This window comes from Roseomonas sp. 18066 (assembly GCF_902706185.1).
Taxonomy (GTDB): Bacteria; Pseudomonadota; Alphaproteobacteria; order Acetobacterales; family Acetobacteraceae; genus Pseudoroseomonas.
In genome coordinates this window covers 13,991-29,819 of the sequence record NZ_CACSJM010000078.1, presented here as the reverse complement: position 1 = coordinate 29,819, position 15,829 = coordinate 13,991, and the positions used below count along the sequence as shown (strand labels likewise).

16 protein-coding genes are annotated in these 15,829 nt (G+C 71.3%); 9 read left to right on the top strand and 7 right to left on the bottom strand.

The features are described 5' to 3' along the window. From GVN67_RS16545 to mdoH, 6 genes are all read left to right on the top strand, one after another. On the top strand, positions 1-797 hold a 797-nt coding region (locus GVN67_RS16545), incomplete at its 5' end, for a di-heme oxidoredictase family protein (RefSeq protein ID WP_159997912.1). After that, positions 797-1,888 (top strand): imelysin family protein, encoded by a 1,092-nt coding sequence (locus GVN67_RS16540; RefSeq protein ID WP_159997910.1) that lies wholly within the window; start codon positions 797-799, stop codon positions 1,886-1,888. The genes GVN67_RS16545 and GVN67_RS16540, both read left to right, overlap by 1 nt. 7 nt (positions 1,889-1,895) lie before the next feature. Continuing rightward, positions 1,896-2,981 carry a DUF1513 domain-containing protein gene (locus GVN67_RS16535; protein WP_159997908.1) on the top strand — a complete coding sequence of 362 codons (1,086 nt, stop codon included), beginning with the start codon at positions 1,896-1,898 and terminating at the stop codon, positions 2,979-2,981. A gap of 84 nt (positions 2,982-3,065) precedes the next feature. Beyond that, the gene (locus GVN67_RS16530) at positions 3,066-3,725 is read left to right on the top strand and encodes a carbonic anhydrase (RefSeq protein WP_200845292.1); all 660 of its coding nucleotides are present in this window, start codon (positions 3,066-3,068) and stop codon (positions 3,723-3,725) included. Between the two features lie 158 nt (positions 3,726-3,883). Continuing rightward, on the top strand, positions 3,884-5,395 hold the full coding sequence (locus GVN67_RS16525) for a glucan biosynthesis protein G (protein WP_159997920.1): 1,512 nt from the start codon (positions 3,884-3,886) through the stop codon (positions 5,393-5,395). Positions 5,396-5,472: 77 nt separating this feature from the next. Beyond that, on the top strand, positions 5,473-7,545 hold the full coding sequence (mdoH, locus tag GVN67_RS16520) for a glucans biosynthesis glucosyltransferase MdoH (RefSeq protein WP_235035337.1): 2,073 nt from the start codon (positions 5,473-5,475) through the stop codon (positions 7,543-7,545). Positions 7,546-7,608: 63 nt separating this feature from the next. On the opposite strand, the gene GVN67_RS16515 is transcribed toward mdoH, so the two are convergent. The 3 genes from GVN67_RS16515 to GVN67_RS16505 are packed head-to-tail and all read right to left on the bottom strand — an operon-like array spanning position 7,609 to position 8,912. Further along, complete coding sequence (locus GVN67_RS16515) at positions 7,609-8,070, bottom strand: hypothetical protein (RefSeq protein ID WP_159997904.1); 462 nt, start codon at positions 8,068-8,070, stop codon at positions 7,609-7,611. Between the two features lie 19 nt (positions 8,071-8,089). Beyond that, positions 8,090-8,602, bottom strand: a complete 513-nt coding sequence (locus GVN67_RS16510) for a GNAT family N-acetyltransferase (RefSeq protein WP_159997902.1) — start codon at positions 8,600-8,602, stop codon at positions 8,090-8,092. A gap of 10 nt (positions 8,603-8,612) precedes the next feature. Next, positions 8,613-8,912: a flagellar basal body rod C-terminal domain-containing protein gene (locus GVN67_RS16505; RefSeq protein WP_159997900.1), complete on the bottom strand. Its 300-nt coding sequence runs from the start codon at positions 8,910-8,912 to the stop codon at positions 8,613-8,615. 147 nt (positions 8,913-9,059) lie between these two features. Here GVN67_RS16505 and GVN67_RS16500 point away from each other — a divergent pair, with 147 nt between their 5' ends. Beyond that, on the top strand, positions 9,060-10,484 hold the full coding sequence (locus tag GVN67_RS16500) for a M20 family metallopeptidase (protein ID WP_159997898.1): 1,425 nt from the start codon (positions 9,060-9,062) through the stop codon (positions 10,482-10,484). Positions 10,485-10,529: 45 nt separating this feature from the next. Here the strand turns inward: GVN67_RS16500 and GVN67_RS16495 are convergent, their stop codons facing one another. Then, positions 10,530-10,862, bottom strand: a complete 333-nt coding sequence (locus tag GVN67_RS16495; protein WP_159997918.1) for a DUF1491 family protein — start codon at positions 10,860-10,862, stop codon at positions 10,530-10,532. A gap of 147 nt (positions 10,863-11,009) precedes the next feature. Here GVN67_RS16495 and GVN67_RS16490 point away from each other — a divergent pair, with 147 nt between their 5' ends. After that, positions 11,010-11,201, top strand: a complete 192-nt coding sequence (locus GVN67_RS16490; protein WP_200845291.1) for a hypothetical protein — start codon at positions 11,010-11,012, stop codon at positions 11,199-11,201. Positions 11,202-11,210: 9 nt separating this feature from the next. Here GVN67_RS16490 and GVN67_RS16485 read toward each other — a convergent pair whose 3' ends face one another. Further along, complete coding sequence (locus GVN67_RS16485) at positions 11,211-11,756, bottom strand: cytochrome b (RefSeq protein WP_159997894.1); 546 nt, start codon at positions 11,754-11,756, stop codon at positions 11,211-11,213. A gap of 31 nt (positions 11,757-11,787) precedes the next feature. Between GVN67_RS16485 and GVN67_RS16480 the strand changes: the two genes are divergently transcribed. Further along, positions 11,788-12,768, top strand: coding sequence for a hypothetical protein (locus GVN67_RS16480; RefSeq protein ID WP_159997892.1), 981 nt, complete (start codon positions 11,788-11,790; stop codon positions 12,766-12,768). 3 nt (positions 12,769-12,771) lie between these two features. On the opposite strand, the gene GVN67_RS16475 is transcribed toward GVN67_RS16480, so the two are convergent. After that, the gene (locus tag GVN67_RS16475) at positions 12,772-14,205 is read right to left on the bottom strand and encodes a mannose-1-phosphate guanylyltransferase/mannose-6-phosphate isomerase (protein WP_159997890.1); all 1,434 of its coding nucleotides are present in this window, start codon (positions 14,203-14,205) and stop codon (positions 12,772-12,774) included. A 115-nt stretch (positions 14,206-14,320) separates the two neighbouring features. Further along, positions 14,321-15,823, bottom strand: a complete 1,503-nt coding sequence (locus GVN67_RS16470; RefSeq protein WP_159997888.1) for a tripartite tricarboxylate transporter permease — start codon at positions 15,821-15,823, stop codon at positions 14,321-14,323. Positions 15,824-15,829: the final 6 nt, after the last annotated feature.

The following is a 15,829-nucleotide window of genomic DNA, read 5'->3' as shown; positions in this document are numbered from 1 at the left end:
GCGCACCCCACCCGGGCATGCAGCTCTCCCCCCGCCAGGCCCCGTCCCTGATCGGCCTCGGCCTGCTGGAGCGCATCCCCGAACAGGCCATCCTGGCGCCGCGCGACAACCGCGACGGCATCCGCGGCCGCCCGAATTACGTCTGGAGCCCGGCGGAACGACGGACCGCCATCGGCCGCTTCGGCTGGAAGGCCTCGGAGCCCACGCTGCCCGACCAGGTCGCCGTCGCCTTCGCCAATGACCTCGGCCTGTCGACGCCCTTGCTGCCGGCCCCCTGGGGCGGTTGCACCGCGGCCCAGCCGCAATGCCGCGCCGCCCCGCACGGCCTGGCCCCGGGCGAGGCCACCGAGGTCGCCCCCGCCCTCTTCGACCTGGTCCTTTCCTACATCCGCAACTTGGCCGTCCCCCCGCGGCGGAACGCCAACAGTCCCCAGGTCCGGGCCGGCGAGAGAATCTTCGCGGACATTGGCTGCGCCGCCTGCCACCGCCCGACGCTCGGCGAGGGGGTCGCCGCCTATACCGACCTGCTGCTGCACGACATGGGCCCTGGCCTCGCCGATGGCCGCCCCGACTGGCGCGCCGGCGGCCAGGACTGGCGCACCGCGCCGCTCTGGGGCCTGGGGCTGGCGGCCACCGTCGCCGGCGGCCCGGTCGGCTACCTGCATGACGGCCGCGCCCGGTCGCCGCTGGAGGCCATTCTGTGGCATGGTGGCGCCGCGCAACCGGCGCGTGACCGTGTCCCCGGCCTGTCGCCCGCCGATCGCGCGGCTCTCCTCGCCTTCCTGGATTCCCTCTGATGTCGCTCTCGCGCCGCTCTGCCCTGACCCTGACGGCCTTGCTGCTGGCGCCGCTCCCGGCCGCCGCCGCCCCGGACGAGGCGGCCTGCCGCGCGCTCAACCGCGCCGCCGTCGAGCAGGTGCTGCTGCCCGCCTATCGCCGCTTCGCCGCCGCCACCGCCAACCTGGCCGCCCGCCTCGACACCCTGGCCCGCACGCCGGCCGAGGATGCTTCCCTGAATGCCGCGCGCGAGGGTTTCGCCGAGGCCTTCCTGACCTGGCAGGCCGTGCAGCACCTGCGCTTCGGCCCCGCCGACCTGTTCAGCCGGCACGAGCGCATCCAGTTCTGGCCCGACCCGCGCAACGCCATCGGCCGCGACCTGGCCGCCGCCATCGCCGGCCGCGACACCGCGACGCTGGAGGCCCGCCCCAACGCCCTGGGCCAGGTCACCACCCAGGGCCTGCCCGCGCTCGAGCGCCTGCTGCAGGGCGACGAGGCCGTGGCCCGCCTGCGCGCCGGCGACGCCGAGGCCGGCTACCGCGCCGCCCTGCTGCGCGCCATCGGCGGCAACCTGGCGACCCTGGCGCAGGACCTGCTGGCCGGCTGGACCGGCGGCGAGCAGCCCTTCGGCCGCGTGCTGGTCGAGCCGCGCAGCCCCTACGCCACCCCGCGCGAGGCGACGCTGGAGCTGTTCAAGGCGCTCTACTCCGCCATCGAGGTCGTGGCCGACCGCAAGCTCAGCCGGCCGCTGGGCAGCAGCCCCTCCACCAGCCGGATGCAGCTGCTGGAGGCCTGGCGCAGCGGCCTGTCCGGCCAGGCCATCCAGGCCAATATCATCGCCGCCCGCGCGCTGTGGAGCACCGCCTTCGCCCCCGCCGTCCAGGCCAGCGACGCCGAGCTTGCCGCCCTGCTGACCCGCGCCTTCGACCAGGTGAACGCCACCGCCGCTGGCCTGCCGCTGCCGCTGGAAACGGACTTCGGCATCCAGGGCCGCCGCGACGCCGCCTTGCTGCTGCAGAAGGAGGCGGCGGCGCTGAAGCTGCTGCTGTCGACGCGGCTGCCGCCGGTGCTCGACATTCCGCTCGGCTTCAACGCCCTGGACGGGGACTGAGCCGCCGATGCGCCGCCGCGACCTTTTTTTCAGCGCCCTCCTGGCCGGGATGCCGCTGACCGCCCGGGCGGAAGCCGAGGGCCTGGTGCTCGGCGCCTGGCGCGACCCTGGCGGCGCCGATCATGCCGGCGGCTTCCTGCCGCAGGATGGCCGCACCCCGCTCGACCTGAACCTCGCCGCCCGCGCCCATGGCTTCGCGGTGCATCCGGGCCGGCCGCAGGTGGTCGTCTTCGGCCGCCGCCCGGGCTGGGAGGCGCTGGTGGCCGACCTCTCCCGCGGCGCCCTGACCCACAGCTTCGCGCCGCCGGAGGGCCGCCATTTCAATGGCCACGGGCTTTTCGCCCCCGATGGAAGGCTGCTCTACGCCACCGAGACCCGCTTCGACGACGGCGCCGGGCTGATCGGCGTCTATGACGCGGCGGATGGCTTCAACCGGGTCGCCGAATTCGAGACCGGCGGCCGCGACCCGCATGACATGCGCCTGGCCCCCGATGGCAGCGCGCTCGTGGTCGCCAATGGCGGCATCCTGACCCATCCGGACGCGCCGCGCGCCAACCTCGACCCGGCCGGGATGGACCCGTCCCTGGTGCATCTCGACCCCGGGACCGGCCGGCAGCTCCACGCCGCCCGCTTCGCCGCGGACATGAACCGCCTTTCCATTCGCCATCTCTCCCGCATCCCCGGCGGCACGGCCGTGGCGATGCAATACGAGGGCGAGGAAACCGAAAAAATGCCGCTGCTGGCGGTGCAACGCGGGGCAGGGGGGCTGCAGCCGCTCGACCTGCCGGAGGAGCTCCGCGCCGCCTGCCGCAACTATATCGGCAGCGTCGCCACCGATGCCGCCGGGACAGTCGTCGCGGCGACCAGCCCGCGCGGTGGCCTGGCGCTCTTCTGGGACCTGGAGGCGGCGCGCGCCCTGGGCGCCGTCCGGGTCGACGATGTCTGCGGCGTCGCCCCCTCCGGCCGGCCGGCCGGCTTCATCCTCGCCGGCGGCCAGGGCGCTTTGCTGGAGGTCGATGCCCGCAGCCTGGCGCAACGGCCGCTGGCCGGGCCGCGCGGCGCCTGGGACAATCATTTGTTGCGCGTGGGTTAAAGAACCGCCAGAGGCCGGGCCGTCATTTGCTGCCATGCAGCAAAGACCCTGGGCAAATGCCTTGACCGCGCCTAAATGCCGGCCATGAGCGAAGCCCTGCCGCCCCCGCCTTCCTCCGACATCCTGGCCGATCTCTTCGACGGCTACCGGCGTTTCCGCGAGGAAATCTGGCCGGAGCGCCGCCGCCTGTTCCAGTCGCTGGCCCGCGACGGGCAGAGCCCCAAGGCCCTGGTCATCGCCTGCTCAGACAGCCGCGTCGATCCGGGGATGGTCTTCAACGCCGCCCCGGGCGAGCTGTTCATCGTCCGCAACGTCGCCAACCTGGTGCCGCCCTACAACCCGGATGGCGACTACCATGGCACCTCGGCGGCGCTCGAATTCGCCGTCTGCGTGCTCGAGGTGCCGCGCATCGTCGTCCTCGGCCATGCCATGTGCGGCGGCGTCCAGGCGCTGCTGCGCGGCTTCCCCAAGGGCGCCCAGGATTTCGTCGAGCCCTGGATGAACGGCATCGCCGCCGAGGCGCGCCGCCGCACCCTGGAATGCGTCGCCGCCGATTCCGCCGATGCCCAGGCGCAATGCGAGCTGGAGACGGTGAAGCTGTCGCTGCGCAACCTGATGAGCTTCCCCTGGGTCGCCGACCGCGTCACCGCCGGCAGCCTGACCCTGCATGGCGGGTCCTTCGACATCCGCAGCGGGATCCTGTCACATCTGGCTGATGATGGCAGCTTTCAGCCCCTGAGCTGATTGTCAGGCCGGAATTCGGACGTAATCCCCCCGCCTCATCGAAAGGTGGCGTAGCGCGAGCTCGGCTGGTTGCACCGTCAGGCGCAACCCTGGCATTTCTCGCGCGTTCGCTGCTCGCCGCCGAAGGGGGAGTGCCTGCCGTGAACCGCCGAGACGCCATGCTCGCAGCCTTGTCGCTGTCCACCGTCTTGATGGCGGAGGAGACCGCGCATTTCTCCGAAGCCCATGCCGCAGCGCCCGATGAAACGCGCTTCGACCCCGGCACCGTGCGCGAGCAGGCCCGCGCCATGGCGCAGCAGGCCTACAAGGCGCCGCCCGAGAGCCTGCCCGGGCCGCTGGCCGAGCTGACCTACGACCAGTATCGCGACATCCGCTACCGCCCCGCCCAGGCGCTGTGGCGGGCCGAGGGGCTGCCCTTCCAGATGCAGCTGTTCCACCGCGGCTTCCTCTACAAGCCGCGGATCGACATGTTCGAGGTCTCGGGCGGCATGGCCCGGCCGATCCGCTACAACACCGAGATGTTCGACTTCCAGAACATGCCCCGCCCGGCGCAGGAGGATATGGGCTTCGCCGGCTTCCGCCTGCACGGCCCGATCAACCGCAACGATTATTACGACGAGATCTGCGCCTTCCTCGGCGCCAGCTACTTCCGGGCGGTCGCCCGTGGCCAGATCTATGGCCTGTCCGCGCGCGGCCTGGCCGTCGGCACCGGCGACCCCAAGGGCGAGGAATTCCCGGTGTTCCGGGGCTTCTGGATCGAGCGCCCGCGCGAGGGGGTGAACTACATCACCGTCCACGCCCTGCTCGACAGCCCCTCCTGCACCGCCGCCTTCCGCTTCGGCATCCGCCCCGGCCGCAGCACCGTCTTCGATGTCGAGGCCACCATCTTCCCGCGCGCCGACATCGCCACCGTCGGCATCGCGCCGCTGACCAGCATGTTCTGGTTCTCGCCGCTGAACCGCAGCGGCCGCGACGACTGGCGCCCGGCGGTGCATGACAGCGACGGGCTGCTGATCTTCACCGGCCGCGGCGAGCGCATCTGGCGCCCGCTGAACAACCCGCGCGACCTGCAGATGTCGGCCTTCGGCGACGTCAATCCGCGCGGCTTCGGCCTGATGCAGCGCCGCCGCGACTTCGCCAGCTACGAGGACCTCGAGGCCCGCTACGAGAAGCGGCCGAGCCTGTGGATCGAGCCGATCGGCGACTGGGGCGAGGGCGCGGTGCAGCTGGTGGAAATCCCCACCACCGGCGAGATCCACGACAATATCGTCGCCTTCTGGCGCCCGAAGGAGCCGCTGAAGGCCAAGGGCGAATACCGCTACACCTTCCGCCTGCACTGGACCGACGAGGCCCCGGGCAGCCCGGAGATCGGCCGGCTGATGTCGACCCGCTCCGGCGCCTCCTGGACCCAGGGCGGGCGGCTGTTCGTCATCGACGCCCAGGGCGGCGCGCTGGACAACCTGGCCGCCGACGCCAAGCCGGAGCTGATCGTCACCGCCAACCGCGGCGAGGTCCGCAACCCCGTCGCCCAGCGCAACCCGGAAAGCGGCGGCTGGCGCCTCAGCTTCGACCTCTTCCCCGGCGACGCCCGGGAGGTCGAGCTGCGCGCCGAGCTCAAGGTCGGCGGCGAGGCGGTCGCCGAGACGCTGCTCTATCGTTGGACCGCGTGAGCGCGGCGCCCGCCACCGCGCGCCTGCCCGCCGAGGCCGAGGGCTGGCACGCGCTGCCGCCCGAGGCGCCGCTGGCCATGCCCGTCCAGTCGCTGCAGGCCAGGCCTGTGAAGCGATTGGGAGAAATGCCCTCCCGGCCGATGGCCAGCGGGCTCAGGCGCCTGCTGGTCATCGGCGGCGCCATCCTGCTGACGGCCTTTGCCACGCGCGAGATGTGGCTGGTGCTGAACAGCGGCCGGCCCACGCCGCTGCAGGCCTTCGTGCTGCTGCTCTTCGTCGTGCTCTTCGCCTGGATCGCGCTGTCCTTCACCAGCGCGACGGCAGGCTTTCTGCGCCTGATCGCCGGCCCCGACCGGCGGCTCGGCATCGCCCCCGACGGCCCGCCGCCAATGCCCGGCGTCAAGACCGCGCTGCTGATGCCGACCTACAACGAGGATCCGGCGCGCATCATGGCCGGGCTGCAGGCGATCCATGAATCGCTCGCCGCCGCCGGCGCCACCGACCGCTTCGACGTTTTTATCCTCAGCGACAGCACGCAGGCCGATGCCTGGATCGCGGAGGAGGCGGCCTACCTGGCGCTGCGCGCCCGTCTCGGCGAGCCGCCGAACCTGTTCTATCGCCGCCGCCCGAAGAACACCGAGCGTAAGGCGGGCAACATCGCCGAATGGGTGCGGCGCTGGGGCGGCGCCTATCCGCAGATGCTCGTCCTCGACGCCGACAGCGTCATGGAGGCCGACACCATCCTGCGCCTGGCCGATGCCATGGAGCGCCACCCCGATGTCGGCCTGATCCAGACGCTGCCGATCATCGCCGGCGGCAACACGCTCTTCGCCCGGATGCAGCAATTCGCCGGCCGGGTCTACGGCCCGCTGATCGCCGAGGGCATCGCCTGGTGGCACGGCGCCGAGGGCAACTACTGGGGCCACAACGCCATCATCCGGACGGAAGCCTTCGCCAGCGCCGCCGGCCTGCCCGACCTGCCCGGGCGCAAGCCGTTCGGCGGCCATATCATGAGCCACGACTTCGTCGAGGCCGCGCTGCTGCGCCGCGCCGGCTGGGCCGTGCACATGGTGCCCTGGCTGCGCGGCACCTATGAGGAAAGCCCGCCCTCGCTGATGGATCTCGCCATCCGCGACCGCCGCTGGTGCCAGGGCAACCTGCAGCATGCCGGCGTGCTCGGCGCCCGCGGCCTGCACTGGGTCAGCCGCCTGCATTTGATGACCGGCATCGGCAGCTACATCACCGCGCCGATCTGGCTGGTCTTCCTGGTCGCCGGCGTCCTGCTGGCCATCCAGGCCCGCTTCATCCGGCCGGAATACTTCCCCGCCGGCCCCAGCCTGTTCCCGGAATGGCCGGTGGTCGACCCGGTCCGCGCCATGTGGGTCTTCATCGGCACCATGTCGCTGCTGCTGGCGCCGAAGCTGATGGCCTGGATCGCGCTGCTGTTCCACGCCCGCGACCGCCGCGGCGCCGGCGGCATGATCCGCGCCTTCCTGTCGATGATCGTGGAAACCCTGGTCGCCGGCCTGCTGGCGCCGGTGACCATGCTGACCCAGTCGGTCGATGTCATCGCCATCCTGATGGGCCGCGATTCCGGCTGGAACGCCCAGAAGCGCGACGATGGCAGCGTGCCCTTCGGCCAGGTGGTGCGGCTCTACTGGAAGCACACCCTGTTCGGCCTGGTCTTCGGCGGCGCCGCCTGGCTGGTCTCGCCCTACCTGGCGCTGTGGATGTCGCCCGTGGTCATCGGCCTGGCGCTGGCCATCCCGCTGGCCGCCTTCACCGCCCGCCGCGGCCTGGGCGTGGGCCTCCGCCGCCTCGGCCTGCTGCTGACACCGGAAGAGCGCGACACCCCCGCCGTGCTGATCCGCGCCCGGGAAATCTATGCCGGGCTGCAGGACACCCCGCCCACCCCGGTGCGCGGGCTGTTCACCGACGAGGCCCTGCTCGCCGCCCACCGCCGCATGCTGCCGCCGCCGCGCCGGCCGCGGGAGGATCCGTTCGATGCGAACCTGCTGGTCGGGCTGGCCCGGCTGGAGGAGGCGAATTCGCTCGACGAGGCGCTGCAACAGCTGCCGAAGCAGGAACTCGCCGCGGTGCTCGCGGACAGACGGGGCGTCGAGAAGCTCGAAGCGCTAAGAAGCAAGTAAGCAGCGGGGGTCTGTCCGAGGCAGTGCCTCGGACCCCCCCGCACCCCCTTCTATTTTTGTAAATTAGGCGTGGCGCTTCAGCACCATGACCTCGGCAAAAGCCGCCGGCCACAGCAGCAACCGATAAGAATCCTCGCCCGCCAGGCCGTCGTCGCTGAGCGTGTCCAGCCCCTGGCACAACAGCCGCACCCGCAGCATGCCAGGCACCACCGGCAGGCGGGCCGCGGTGGGCAGGTAGTCGGTGCCGCCGGCCAGGATCAGCAGGCCGCTGCTCCCGACCGACGCCTCCACCGCATGGTCCACGCCATCCAGCGCCAGCGCGGGCTCCGAGGCCAGCAGCTCGACAGACACCGGCACCTGCAGGTTCCGCGCGGTGGCGAAGGCCAGCAGGCCGGGCATCGCCACCACCCCGTCGGCCAGGGCGGCATCGTCCCAGGGCACGGCCGGGCGCTCGCGCAGCGCGGCGTCCTGCAGCAGGAAATGGAAATAGTCGGCGAAGATCGGACCGTCATGCAGCAGCGTCATGCCGCCATGAAAGGCCAGGTCAGGGCAGCGGATCCACCGCGCGGTCCATCAGCATCTCGTCATAATAGGTGGCGCCCAGCTTCAACCCGCGCCGCTCCAGCCCGTATTCGCGGAAGCCGGCAGCCTGGTAGACGCGGATCGCCGCCGGGTTGCTGGCCACCACCGTCAGCCGGATCGCCTCCACCTGGCCGCGGGCCGCCAGCACCACCTGCTGCACCAGCGCCGCCGCCAGCCCGCTGCCCCGCGCATCCGGGCGGACATACATCCCCCACAGCACGCCGCGATGCCGCTGCTTGGCAGGCTGCGGCACCATCAGCCCGGCGACGCCATCCAGCCCGGCGCCGAAGACCGAGCCGCCGATGACGGTATTGGCCTGCAGCCGGCGGGCGAACCAGTCGAGCGGCTTGTCGGCCTCATCCTCCCAGGCGGCGCCGAAGGCCTCCGGGTGGCATTCCAGCCCCTCCAGCCGCAGCTCGCGATAGGCGGCGGCATCGGCCGGCAACAGGCGGCGCAGCGCGGGGGCCAGGGCCATCGGCGCGCCCTCAGCCCAGCCGGTCGATCGTGGTCCGGGACATCGCGTCGGTGGTCTTCAGCACCGCGAGATTGGCCTCATAGGCGCGCTGCGCCAGCATCAGATTGACCTGGTCGGCCACCGGATCGGCGCCCAGATCCATCACCGGGACTTCCGGCAAGGCATCGCCGGTGACCACCGCCGGGGTGGCGCCGTAGGAAGCGATATTCTGGGCGGTCTGCGCCACGCTCTGCTCGGCGCGGCGGGCGCCGCCGAGGGCGGAGAGGCTGGCGCCGGCGAGGCCCGACATGCCGAGGGGGGAGAGAGACATGATCTCGTCCTAGGGCACAAAAGCTTGCAAGTGGTTAAGAACGGGCCGCGGCGTATCGACAAGCTGGCCTGCCGGACGCACCTTGCCCGCCGCATTCTGCCCCATCCTGCCATCCCTGTCTCGCCTATCTGGCTGCGGAGAACGTCCATGCAGAACACCCAAGAAATCTGGCGCCTGGTCGAGGACCACCAGGACGACCTGATCGGTCTCAGCGACCGGGTCTGGGACATGCCGGAGCTCGCCTATGCCGAGAAGCGCTCCTGCGCCGAGCATCGCCAGATGCTGGAGGCGAAGGGCTTCCGCATCACCGACCATGTCGCCGGCATCCCGACCGCGGTGATGGGCGAGGCGGGCGAGGAAGGCCCGGTCATCGCCATCCTGGGCGAATACGACGCGCTGCCGGGGCTGAGCCAGGAGGCCGGCGTCGCCGAGCACCGGCCGCTGCCGGGCGACGGCTCGGGCCATGGCTGCGGCCACAACCTGCTGGGCGCCGGCGCCCTGCTGGCGGCGACGGCGGTGAAGGATTTCCTGGCGAAGAACGGGCTGAAGGGCCGCGTGCGCTACTACGGCTGCCCGGCGGAAGAGGGCGGCGCCGCCAAGGCCTTCATGGTGCGCGACGGCGCCTTCAAGGACGTCGACATCGCCATCTGCTGGCACCCCGCGCCCTTCGCCGCGGTGAACGAGCCGAAGTCGCTGGCCAATTGCCGCATCGACTTCTCGTTCGTTGGCCGCTCCAGCCATGCCGCCGCGGCGCCGCATCTGGGCCGCTCGGCGCTGGATGCCGTCGAGCTGATGAATGTCGGCGTCAACTACATGCGCGAGCACATGCCCTCCGACGCGCGCATCCACTACGCGTATCTGGATGCCGGCGGCATCGCGCCGAACGTGGTGCAGGGCACGGCCAAGGTGCGCTACCTGATCCGCGCCACCGACCTGCCGGGGCTGCAGCAGCTGATCACCCGGGTCCGCAAGATCGCCGATGGCGCCGCGCTGATGACCGAGACCACGGTCACCACCAAGACGGTGTCCGCGGTGTCGAACCTGCTGGGCAACACCCCGCTGGAGCGCACCATGCAGGACCAGCTGGAGCGGCTGGGCCCGCCGCCTTTTGACGATGCCGACCGGGCGCTGGCCGCCGAGTTCCAGAAGACGCTGTCGGACGAGGACATCGCCAGCGCTTTCCGCCGCATGGGCGTGCCGGTGCGGCGCGGTGTGCCGCTGGCCGACGAGCTGATCCCGCTGGACGCCAAGGGTGCCGCGATGGTGGGGTCCACCGATGTGGGCGACGTGTCCTGGGTGGTGCCGACGGTGCAGGCGCGGGGGGCTACCTATGCGATCGGCACGCCGGGCCACAGCTGGCAGCTGACCGCGCAGGGCAAGTCGGCGCTGGCGCATAAGGGCATGGTGCATGTGGCCAAGGTGATGGCTGGCGTGGCGGTCGACGCCCTGCAGGACCCCGCGCTGATCGCCAGCGCCAAGGCCGACCTGGCCGCCCGCACCGCGATCGACCCGTATGTCTGCCCGCTGCCCGAGGACCTGGTTCCCCCAATCCAGATGTCCCCGGCTTCCTGACAGAAATAGAGGGGGCTCCGGGGGGATACTTCCCCCCGGCCTTGCCTAGATGATTTTCGCTTCAAACGGTGGCAGCAGGTCTGGCGCCTCGAATTCCAGCACCCAGAGGTCCGGGTCGCGTTTCACCTGCCGTTCGACATAGGCCTCCGCCTCCGGTTCCGGCACGGGGTCCTTGCCGGTCCCCCGCATCCAGGCTGCGCGGCCTTCGCCGTCGCGCACCTGGGACAGCACCAGGCATCCGGCCCGTCCGCGCAGCACGCAGAGGATGCCGCCCGAATCCGGGTCACCTTTGCGCAGGACCATGCCGGGGCGGCCGGCGATATCGGCCAGCCGCAGGGCCATCTGGGCCCAGAGCCCGGCCTTCACTTTCGCTTCCATCCCCCTAGCCTGACGCCCCGCGGCCGGGATGCAAGCCCTGGCCGTAAAATGCGCTTGCGGTCGCGGCTGCGGCGCGGCATCCACCGGCTTGCTGGGATCGATGCGGGGGTTTGAGCGATGGCGGTTCAGGTGCAGGAACGGGCGAAGATGACCGATGGTCAGCGCGCCTATGAGGCGAAGCGGGCCGCCAAGGCCGGCGTCAGCCTGGAGAAGTGGCTGTCGATGAAGGTGCAGGAGCGGGAGCAGCTGGTGGCCAAGGCCGTGGCCGCCGTGGCGCCCGCGAAGAAGCCCGGCTTCTTCGCCCGCCTGCTGGAGCGGGCGACCAAGCCGATCGGCTGAGAGCCGGCATCAGAGCATCCGCCGCAGCGTGTCGTCGCCGCGGTGGATGTGGTGCCAGAGCGCGGCGCCGGCATGCAGCGCCACCAGCCCGCCGAGCGCCAGGGCCATCCAGCCATGCAGCGCGGTCAGGCGCGGGGCCAGCGCCTCGTCGGCGCCGATTGGGCTGGGGATCGGCAGGATGCCATAGGCGGTGAGCGGGAAGCCCCAGGCATTGGTGGCCAGCAGCCCGACCACCGGCATGGCCAGCAGCAGCGCGTAGAGCGCCGCATGGGTCGCCCCGGCCGCCAGGCGGAAATGCCGGGGCAGCGGCGGCGAGATCGGCGGCGGCGGGTGCCGCAGCCGCCAGCCCAGCCGCAGCAGGGTGACCGGCAGGATGGTCAGCCCGATGCTTTCATGCAGGTTGTACAGCCGCAGCTTGAAGGTTTCTTCCTGTGGCGGGGCCCAGCCCAGCCAGAGGCCAAGGATGCCGACCAGGATCAGCGCCAGGACGGTCGCCCAGTGCAGCAGCCGGGCGACGCCAGAATAGCGGGGCGCAGGCGGGGCAGGGGTGCGCATGCGGGGTCCTCCGTTGGCCGATGATACACCGATGATCGCGGCGCATGCGGATTGGAGCGTCGATCCGCGCAAGCGCTGGGTCAGCATCGCGCGACGGGTGCGTCGCCGCGGTGGCGGGGTGGAATGGCGGGCCGAGGCGCCGCGCCCGGTGGGCGACCCGGCCGCGCTGACCGCGCAGCTCCTGGCCGAGGGTGTTCCTCTGACTTTCGGGCTGGACCTGCCGCTGGGCCTGCCGCGCGGCTTTTCCGTCGGTCGCCCCGAATCCGGCTTTCCCGAGTTTCTGCGCGGGCTGGTGGCGCGCCCGGATTTCTTCCAGGTCAGCCCGACGCTGGAGACGGTGTCGCCCGAGCGCCCCTTCTACCCGGCGCGCGGGATCAAGGGGATGACGCGGCTGTCCCATGCGGCGGCGCTGGGGCTGGCGGATGCGGCGGCGCTCAGCCGGCTCTGCGACCGGGCGACCCTGGAGCGCCCGGCCGGCGCCCCGGTCTTCTGGACGCTGGGGGCGAACCAGACGGGGAAGGGGGCGATCGGCGCCTGGCGCGACTGGCTGGCCCCGGCCCTGGCGGCGGGCGGACCGCTGGCGCTCTGGCCCTTCGACGGCGGGCTGCACGACCTGCTGGCGCCAGGACGCGCCGTCTTGGCAGAAGTCTATCCGGCCGAGGCGATGCGGCATCTCGGCGTGACGCTGCCGGGCAGCAAGCGGCTGCCGCATGCGCGGCGGGCGGCGGCGGGCGCCCTGGGGGCGGCGATGGCGCGGCTCGGGGTGCGGCCGTCGCCGGCGCTGGCCCAGGCGATGGAAGCGGGCTTCGGGGCGGATGCGGCGGGCGAGGACCGCTTCGACAGCCAGCTCGGGCTGCTCTGCGTCGTCGCGGTGCTGGAGGGCGCGCGGCCGGACTTCGTCCCCGACGATCCCTGGGTGCAGAAATGGGAAGGCTGGGTGCTGGGCCAGACGGCGCTGCCGGCGGGCTGGCCGACGGAGGCGATGCTGGCGGCGCTGCCGCCGCCAGCGTGACCGTCAGGTGCGGCCGTAGGTGTCCTCGAAGCGGACAATGTCGTCCTCGCCGAGATAGGAGCCGGACTGCACCTCGATCAGGGTCAGCGGGATCATGCCCGGATTCTCCATCCGGTGGACGCAGCCGAGCGGCAGGTAGATCGATTCGTTCTCGCGCAGCATGATGCGCTCGGCATCGCGCTCGACGATGGCGGTGCCGGCGACGACGACCCAGTGCTCGGCGCGGTGGAAGTGCTTCTGCAGCGACAGCTTCTGGCCGGGCTTGACCGAGATCTTCTTCACCTGGAAGCGGTCGCCCTTGATCAGCCCCTCGTAATGGCCCCAGGGGCGGTACATGCGGCGGTGCTCGGTGGCCTGCGGGTGGCCATCGGCCTTGAGCTGCTCCAGCAGCTTCTTCACGTCCTGGGCGCGGTCGCGGTGCATCGCCAGCACCGCGTCGTCGGTGACGACGAGCACCGCATCCTCGAGGCCGACGACGCCGGCCAGGATGCCCTCGCTGCGGACGTAGCAGTTCTTCGCGCCATAGAGGGCGACCGGGCCCTTGGTGGCGTTGCCGGCGGCGTCCTTGGGCGAGACCTCCCACAGCGCCGCCCAGGAGCCGACATCGGACCAGCCGAGATCGGCCGGCACCACGGCGGCATGGGCGGTCTTCTCCATCACCGCATAGTCGATGGAGATGTCGGGGGCGGCGGCGAAGGCCTCCGGGTCCAGGCGGATGAAGTCGAGGTCGCGGGTGGCGCCCTCCACGGCGGCGCGGACGGCGGCGAGCAGCTCGGGCGCCAGGCGCTCCAGCTCGGCCAGCAGGGTCGCGGCGGTGGCCACGAACATGCCGGAATTCCACAGGTGCCGGCCCTCGGCCAGGAAGCGGGCGGCGGTGGCGGCATCGGGCTTCTCGACGAAGCGGGCGATGGCGCTGACGCCGTCCAGCCCGTCCAGCGCCGGGCCTGCCTCGATATAGCCGTAGCCGGTCTCGGGCGCGGTGGGCTTCATGCCGAAGGCGACGATGCGGCCGGCGCGCGCGGCCTCGGCGGCCTGGGCCAGGGCGGCGTGCAGCGCCGGGGTGTCGCTGATTGCGGCGTCGGCGGCCATCAGCCACAGCACGCCATGCGGATCGGCCTCCTGCGCCAGCAGGGCGGCGGCGGCGATGGCGGGGGCGCTGTTGCGGGCCACCGGCTCCAGCACGATGCGGGCCTCCTGGATGCCGGCCTCGCGCAGCTGCTCGGCGACCAGGAAGCGATGCGCCTGGTTGCTGATCACCAGGGGCTCGGCGAAGCCGGCGCCGGTGGCGCGGGCGACAGTGTCCTGCAGCATGGTGTGCTCGGAGAGCAGCGGCCAGAACTGCTTCGGGAAGGCCTCGCGCGACAGTGGCCAGAGCCGGCTGCCGGTGCCGCCGCAAAGGATAACCGGAACGATGCGGCGCTGCGCAGGATCAGCCATCAACCAACTCCATGCCCGTATAGGTCAAGCATACGCCAAGCCAGCCAAAAGAAAAGCCGCCCCGATTTTTCAACCGGGGCGGCTTCATAACACTTGCGGCAGAGGAAAGCGGGTGTCAGCCCGCCATGGCCGCTTCCTTCTTCTTGCGCAGGCCGGGCAGCAGCATCAGGCCGAGGGCCAGGGCGGCGACGACCAGCAGCACGGCGCTGATCGGGCGCTGCATGAAGACCATCGGGTCGCCACGCGACAGCAGCATGGCGCGGCGCAGGTGCTCTTCCATCATCGGACCAAGGACGAAGCCGACCAGCAGCGGCGCCGGCTCCATCTTGATCTTGGCGAAGACGTAGCCCAGCACGGCGAAGAACACCGTCTGGTAGACGTCGAAGACGCTGTTGTTGATCGAGTACACGCCGATCGCGCAGAAGGTAAGAATCGCCGGGTACATGTACTTGTAGGGAACCTGCAGCAGCTTCACCCACATGCCGATCATCGGCAGGTTGATGACCAGCAGCATGACGTTGCCGATCCACATGGAGCAGATCAGGCCCCAGAACAGGTCGGGCTGGGCTTCCACCATGCGCGGGCCCGGCTGGATGCCCTGGATGATCAGCGCGCCGACCATCAGCGCCATGACGGCGTTGGACGGGATGCCCAGCGTCAGCAGCGGGATGAAGCTGGTCTGGGCGGCCGCGTTGTTGGCGGCCTCCGGACCGGCCACGCCCTCGATGGCGCCGCTGCCGAACTCATGCCGGCCCTTCGACATCTTCCGCTCCATCATATAGGAGCCGAAGGAGGCCAGCGAGGCGCCGCCGCCCGGCAGGATGCCGAGCACCGAGCCGATGATGGTGCCGCGGATGACCGAGGGGGTGGCGCGCTTCCACTCTTCCTTGGTCAGGAACAGGCTGCCGACCTTGGTCGAGAGCACGCTGCGGACTTCCGGATTCTCGAGGTTCAGGATGATCTCGGAAATGCCGAAGACGCCCATGGCGATGGCGGCGAAGTTCAGGCCGTCGGACAGCTCGGGGATGCCGAAGGTGAAGCGCTGCTGGCCGGTCTGCACGTCGGTGCCGACCAGGCCGAGGGCGACGCCGAGCACCACCATGCCGACCGACTTCAGCACCGAGCCCTGCGCCAGCACCGCCGAGATGATCAATCCGAGCAGCATCAGCGAGAAGTAGTCGGCGGGGCCGAAGGACAGCGCGACCTCGGTCAGCAGCGGGCCGGAGGCGGCGACCAGGACGGTCGCCACGGAGCCCGCGAAGAAGGAGCCCAGCGCCGAGATGGCGAGAGCGGCGCCGGCGCGGCCGTTGCGCGCCATCTTGTAGCCTTCCAGCGTGGTCACCACGGAGGAGACCTCGCCCGGCAGGTTCAGCAGGATGGCGGTCGTCGAGCCGCCATACTGCGCGCCGTAATAGATGCCGGCGAGCATGATGATGGCGGTGGTGGCAGGCTGGCCGAAGGTGATCGGCAGCAGCAGGGAGATGGTGGCGACCGGCCCGATACCCGGCAGCACGCCGATGGCGGTGCCGATCAGCGCGCCCAGCAGCGCGAAGAGAAGGTTATCAAAGCTGAGCGCGACGCCGAAGCCATGCGCCAGATTGGCAAAAAGCAGTTCCATGGTTTC